6 protein-coding genes and 1 pseudogene are annotated in these 6,124 nt (G+C 66.1%); all 7 read left to right on the forward strand.

Annotated elements, in window-relative coordinates; genetic code table 11:
* Window positions 1-75: 75 nt before the first annotated feature.
* The 7 genes and pseudogenes from aroQ (at window position 76) to H7U20_RS10290 (ending at window position 6,063) form a co-directional block, all read left to right on the forward strand.
* Window positions 76-513 (forward strand): type II 3-dehydroquinate dehydratase, encoded by a 438-nt coding sequence (gene aroQ / locus H7U20_RS10265; protein ID WP_199759055.1) that lies wholly within the window; start codon window positions 76-78, stop codon window positions 511-513.
* Window positions 514-604: 91 nt separating this feature from the next.
* Complete coding sequence (gene accB / locus H7U20_RS10270) at window positions 605-1,069, forward strand: acetyl-CoA carboxylase biotin carboxyl carrier protein (RefSeq protein WP_199759056.1); 465 nt, start codon at window positions 605-607, stop codon at window positions 1,067-1,069.
* A 116-nt stretch (window positions 1,070-1,185) separates the two neighbouring features.
* A complete protein-coding gene (gene accC / locus H7U20_RS10275) occupies window positions 1,186-2,583 on the forward strand; it encodes an acetyl-CoA carboxylase biotin carboxylase subunit (RefSeq protein ID WP_199759057.1) in 1,398 nt (465 codons plus the stop codon).
* On the forward strand, window positions 2,580-3,521 hold the full coding sequence (prmA, locus tag H7U20_RS10280; protein WP_199759058.1) for a 50S ribosomal protein L11 methyltransferase: 942 nt from the start codon (window positions 2,580-2,582) through the stop codon (window positions 3,519-3,521). The genes accC and prmA overlap by 4 nt, the downstream gene beginning before the upstream one ends.
* A gap of 8 nt (window positions 3,522-3,529) precedes the next feature.
* A pseudogene (locus H7U20_RS30895) lies at window positions 3,530-3,598 on the forward strand (MJ0042-type zinc finger domain-containing protein); the annotation flags it as partial.
* Window positions 3,599-3,799: 201 nt separating this feature from the next.
* The gene (locus H7U20_RS10285) at window positions 3,800-5,116 is read left to right on the forward strand and encodes a DUF3426 domain-containing protein (protein ID WP_199759059.1); all 1,317 of its coding nucleotides are present in this window, start codon (window positions 3,800-3,802) and stop codon (window positions 5,114-5,116) included.
* Between the two features lie 8 nt (window positions 5,117-5,124).
* Complete coding sequence (locus tag H7U20_RS10290) at window positions 5,125-6,063, forward strand: carbohydrate kinase family protein (protein ID WP_199759060.1); 939 nt, start codon at window positions 5,125-5,127, stop codon at window positions 6,061-6,063.
* Window positions 6,064-6,124: the final 61 nt, after the last annotated feature.

Here is a 6,124-nt window from a genome sequence, read left to right on the forward strand (position 1 = left end):
AAGATATTTTTGTCTTGCCAAGGCCGCCTGTTGGCGGCAAAATGCGGAACTTTCGCGGAAAACGGTCTCGACTACATGGCAAAAAACCTCCTACTGCTCAACGGCCCCAACCTGAATTTGCTGGGAACGCGCGAGCCCGAGGTGTACGGCGCCAGCACTTTGGCCGACGTTGAACACGCTGCCCAGGCGCAAGCCACGGTGGCCGGGGCGCGCTTGGCCTGCTTCCAGAGCAACCACGAAGGCGCCTTGATCGACCGCATCCACGCCGCCAAGGCGGAAGGTGTCGATGCCATCGTCATCAATCCGGGCGGCCTCACCCACACCAGCGTGGCCCTGCGCGACGCCCTGGCCGGTGTCGCCATCCCGTTTGTCGAGGTGCATATTTCGAATATTTATTCGCGCGAGGCGTTTCGCCACCACTCTTTTCTGAGCGCGATCGCGCAAGGGACGATCTGCGGCCTGGGTATCGAAGGATATCGCTTTGCCATCGACTTTGCGCTTAAAAACCGTTAATCTACGCGATCTGCGCGCATTCTAGCGCGGCGACGCCCACCGGGCGGCACCGCACTCACTCACAAAACAAGATAATTCCAAGGGGTTTCACATGGATCTACGCAAGCTCAAGACGTTGATTGACTTGGTTGCTGAATCGGACATCGCCGAGCTCGAAGTGACCGAGGGCGAAAGCAAGGTTCGCATCGTCAAGTCCTCCGCCATGCCACAAAATCAAGTTGTGATGATGCAGCCGCAGGGCATGCAGCAGCATTACCAGCCCGGCGCCGCCCCCATGGCCGCCGCGCCGGCCGCCGCCGTGGCGGCCGTGGTCGAACCGACCGGCTATGTGGTCAAATCGCCCATGGTCGGCACCTTCTACCGCTCGTCTGCGCCCGGTTCCCCGGCCTTCGTCGAAGTCGGCAGCACCGTCAAGGAAGGCGACACCCTGTGCATCATCGAAGCGATGAAGCTGCTCAATGAAATCGACTCCGACAAAGCCGGCGTCGTGACCCAGATTCTGGTCGAAAACGGCCAACCCGTCGAATTCGGTCAACCCCTGTTTGTGATAGGCTAAGTCCGGCGCGCACACCGGCCAGGCTGACGCCGGCCGGTGTCCCGGACTTCGTACCGCATTCTCCCTCCAGATGTTTTGCCGGCTTGCCGGCGCTCACAGACATACGCGAACCTATCATGTTTGAAAAAATCCTCATTGCCAACCGTGGCGAAATTGCCCTCCGCATCCAACGCGCCTGCCGCGAAATGGGTATCAAGACGGTCGTGGTCCACTCGGAAGCGGATAAAGACGCCAAGTACGTGAAGTTGGCCGACGAATCGGTGTGCATCGGCCCGGCGCCGTCGTCGCTGAGTTATCTGAACATGCCGGCCATCATCAGCGCGGCCGAAGTGACCGACGCCGAAGCGATCCACCCCGGCTACGGCTTCCTGTCGGAGAACGCCGACTTCGCCGAACGGGTGGAAAAATCCGGCTTCGTCTTCATCGGCCCGCGCTCCGAATCGATCCGCCTGATGGGCGACAAGGTCTCGGCCAAGCAAACCATGATCAAGGCCGGCGTCCCCTGCGTGCCCGGCTCCGAAGGCGCGCTGCCCGACGATCCGAAGGCCATCGTGCAGATCGCCCGCAAGGTCGGCTACCCGGTCATCATCAAGGCGGCCGGCGGCGGCGGCGGACGCGGCATGCGCGTGGTCCACACCGAAGCGGCCCTGATCAACGCCGTGGCGATGACCAAGACCGAAGCCGGTTCGGCCTTCGGCAATCCCGAGGTCTACATGGAGAAGTATCTGGAGAATCCGCGCCACGTGGAAATCCAGATCCTCGCCGACGAGCACAAGAACGCCGTCTGGCTGGGCGAACGCGACTGCTCGATGCAGCGCCGCCACCAGAAGGTCGTCGAAGAGGCGCCGGCGCCGGGCATCCCGCGCAAACTGATCGAAAAGGTCGGCGACCGCTGCGCCGAGGCTTGCCGCAAGATCGGCTACCGTGGCGCCGGCACCTTCGAATTCCTGTACGAGAACGGCGAGTTCTACTTCATCGAAATGAACACCCGCGTCCAGGTCGAGCACCCGGTCACCGAAATGATCACCGGCATCGACATCGTGCAGGAACAGATCCGCATCGCCGCCGGCGAGAAGCTGCGCTTCCGCCAGCGCGACGTGATGCTGGCCGGCCACGCCATCGAGTGCCGCATCAACGCCGAAGACCCGTTCAAGTTCACGCCTTCCCCGGGCCGCATCGCCTCCTGGCACACGCCGGGCGGCCCCGGCATCCGGGTCGACTCGCACGCCTACGCCGGCTACTACGTGCCGCCGCACTACGACTCGATGATCGGCAAGGTCATCGCCTACGGTGCGACGCGCGAGCAGGCCATCAAGCGCATGCAGATCGCCCTGTCGGAAATGGTGGTCGAGGGCATCCAGACCAACATCCCGCTGCACCGCGAGCTGATGATCGACGCCCGCTTCATCGAAGGCGGCACCAACATCCATTACCTGGAACAGAAACTGGCCGATATGCCGGACCTGCACAAGCTGAGCTTGAGCAACAAACCCGACCTGAAGGCGGCGTCATGAGCTGGACCGAAATCGTCATTGAAATCGCCCTCGAACACGCCGAGGCCCTGTCCGACGCGCTGATGGAAACGGGCGCCCTGTCGGTCTCGGTGGAAGACGCCGACGAAGGCACCGACGCCGAGCAGCCGCTGTTCGGCGAGCCTGGCATGGAGCCGAAAGAGGCGGCGTGGGAACACAGCCGCGTCGTCGCGCTGACCGACGAGTCGGCCGACCAGGCCGCCATCGTCGCCGCCGCCGCCGCCCAGATCAAGCTGGCGGTGCTGCCCAAGTACACCCTGCGCAAGGTCGAGGAGCAGGACTGGGTGCGGCTGACCCAGTCGCAGTTCGCCCCCATCCACATCGGCAAGAACATCTGGGTGGTGCCGAGCTGGCACGAGGCGCCGGACCCGTCCGCGCTGATCCTTGAGCTCGACCCCGGCCTGGCCTTCGGCACCGGCAGCCATCCGACCACCCGCCTGTGCATGGAGTGGTTGGAAGCCCATCCGGCGCCGGCCAAGTCGGTGCTCGACTACGGCTGCGGCTCCGGCATCCTGGCCATGGTGGCCAAGAAGCTCGGCGCCGGCGAAGTGGTCGGCGTCGACATCGATCCGCAGGCGATCGAGTCGGCGCATGACAACGCCGAACGCAACAACTGCGCCGTCGACTACTACCTGCCCGACACCTTCGCCAAGACCAAGCACGCCGAGCAGAAGTTCGACACCGTCGTCGCCAACATCCTGTCGAGCCCGCTCAAGGTGATGGCGCCGATGCTGGCCGGCCGCGTCGCCCCCGGCGGCGCGCTGATCCTGTCGGGCGTGCTGGCACGCCAGGCCGAGGAAGTGGCCGCCGCCTACGCCCCCTTCATCAAGCTGGGCGTGTGGGCCGAGCAAGAAGGCTGGGTCGCCCTGCATGGCCGCCTCGGCAGCGATGTGGTGCCGCCAGCACGCGAAGGCGCGTAACCACCGCGATGGCGCTCGCCACCAAATGCCCCCACTGCAACACGATATTTCGGGTCGCCCTCGACCAGTTGAAATTACGTGGGGGCATAGTGCGCTGCGGCGCCTGCAATCAAGTCTTTGACGGCAACGCGGCTCTAATCGAGCCGAATTCCAGGGGCGCGGCGGAAGTTGCGCCGCCGCCCTCCTCCCGCCCTGCCGTTCCACACCCAGCTCCCGCATCCGCGTCCGCCTCGACGGCCGCGCCGACCAGTTACGCCCCGGCGCCTTTCGACGTCGCGATGGCCGCGCTCGACACCCGCGCCGCCGAAGTGCTGCCGCCACCGACCGAGCAGCCCTACACGCTCGATCTGGACGAGCATGGCGGCGGCGCCGACGCGACCGCCACCGCGGCGGCGGAAATCGACGCCGAGGCCTTCCAGGCGCCGGCTAGGCCCGCGCACGCGCCGTTCGACGTGGCCGAGCCGCTGCCGCTGCCGTTGCAGGCCGCGTTCGAACAGGCGCTGAAGCTGGACCTGAATATCGAGGCCGACACGCCGGCCGACACGCCGGCCGAGACGCCGACCGAAACGACGGCGCCGGTGAAGGCCGCCGTCTGGCGCAAGGCGGCGCAGGCCGATACCGAGCCGGCGCCGGCGCCGGAGCTGCCTCCTGTGGCCGAACCAGAGCCGCAAGCCGCCTCCGCGCCTGAAGCCGCAGGCGCCGCGCCTGCACCTGCACAGGTGCCGGCGCCCGCACCCGAGCCTTTGCCTGAGCAAAAATCCACGCCATGGCCCGAGCCGCAAGCCGAGCGCGAACCCTTACCCGAGCACGTCTCGGCCCCTTGGCCCGAGGCGGAAGTGGAAGTGGAAGTGGAAGCGGAAGCGGAAGCGTGGTCGATGTCAGCACCAGCGGCGGCATTCGCGCCGCCGGCCGAGCCGCAAGCCGAATCGGCCGCCGCGCCATCGGCGCGCCTGGAACCCGTGCTGGCCGCGTCAACAGAGCGCGGCGTCGAACAGCGGCCATCGGCCCAATCGGCAGCGGCAGCGGCAGCGGCAGCGGCAACGGCAAGCGACGACCATGCCGGCGGCGCCGACGAGGAACCCGGCTTCGTCAAACGCGACCGCCGCAAGCAGCGCGTCGGCAAGGCGGCGCGCATCGTCATGGCGCTCGGCTCCCTGCTGCTGCTGGCGGCGCTGGCGACGCAGGCGGTGGGCACCTTCCGCAACCCGCTGGCGGCCTACGTGCCGGCGCTCAAGCCGGCGCTGCTGGCGATCTGCGCCCGCGCCGGTTGCAAGATCGAACTGCCGTCGCAGATCGATGAACTGAGCATCGAACCGGGCGAGCTGCTGACCGTGACCGACACCACCTTCTCCTTCGTCACCCAGCTGCGCAACCAAGGCGGCGTCGGCCAGGCCTGGCCGCACATCGAACTGACCCTGAACGACGCCAACGACAAGCCGGTGTTGCGCCGCGTGTTCACGCCGCGCGATTACCTGGCCAGCCAGGCCGAAGTCGACAAAGGCTTCTCGCCGCGCAGCGAACAATCTGTCAAACTGTATTTCGAATTAGCCCAAATCAAAGCGTCCGGCTATCATATCGCTGTCTTCTACCCCTAAAAACTATCATGAACAAGACTTCCCTGATCTGCGGATCGCTCGCCATCGACACCATCATGCAATTCGCCGGCCGCTTCGGCGACACCCTGCTGGCCGATCAACTGCACAAGGTCAACGTCTCCTTCCTGGTGCCGACCATGCGCACCGAGTACGGCGGCTGCGCCGGCAACATCGCCTACAGCCTGGCGCTGCTGGGCGGCGACCCGCGCATCGTCGGCGTGATCGGCCAGGACGGCGGCCCCTATCTGGAGCGCCTGAACAAACTCAACATCCCGACCACCAACATCCTGGTCAAGGACGACAGCTACACCGCGCAGTGCTTCGTCACCGCCGACGCCGACAACAACCAGATCAACGCCTTCCACCCGGGCGCCATGTCGTTCGCCCACGAGAACCCGATCGCCAAGGCCGGCGCGGCGCGTGTCGCCATCATCTCGCCGGACGGCCACCTGGGCATGCTCAAGCACGCCGCCGACCTGGCCGAGCTGAACATCCCCTTCATGTTCGACCCGGGCCAGCAACTGCCGATGTTCAGCGGCGAGCAGCTGATCGACGTCATCGACAAGGCCGCCTACGTCACCGCCAACGACTACGAAATCGAACTGCTGATGGACCGCACCGGCCTGACCTTGCCGCAGATCGCCGAGCGCCTCGAAGCGCTGATCGTCACGCGCGGTGAAAACGGTTCGGAGATCTACACCAAGGGCCAGCGCATCGAGATCCCGGCCGTCAAGGCCGAGGCCGAACTCGACCCGACCGGCTGCGGCGACGCCTACCGCGCCGGCCTGCTGTTCGGTATCACCAACGACTGGAGCTGGGAAACCACCGGCCGCCTGGCCAGCCTGCTGGGCGCGATCAAGATCGCCCACCAGGGCGCGCAGAACCACAAGCTGACGGCGGCGCAGATCGCCGACCGCTTCGAAGCGGCCTTCGGCTACCGCTACTAAGCGCGATCCGGCGGCGCCCACCAGACCCAAGGGCAGAGTCGGGGGGGGGGGGGGGGGGGGG

The organism is Rugamonas violacea (assembly GCF_016461825.1).
GTDB lineage: Bacteria > Pseudomonadota > Gammaproteobacteria > Burkholderiales > Burkholderiaceae_D > Rugamonas.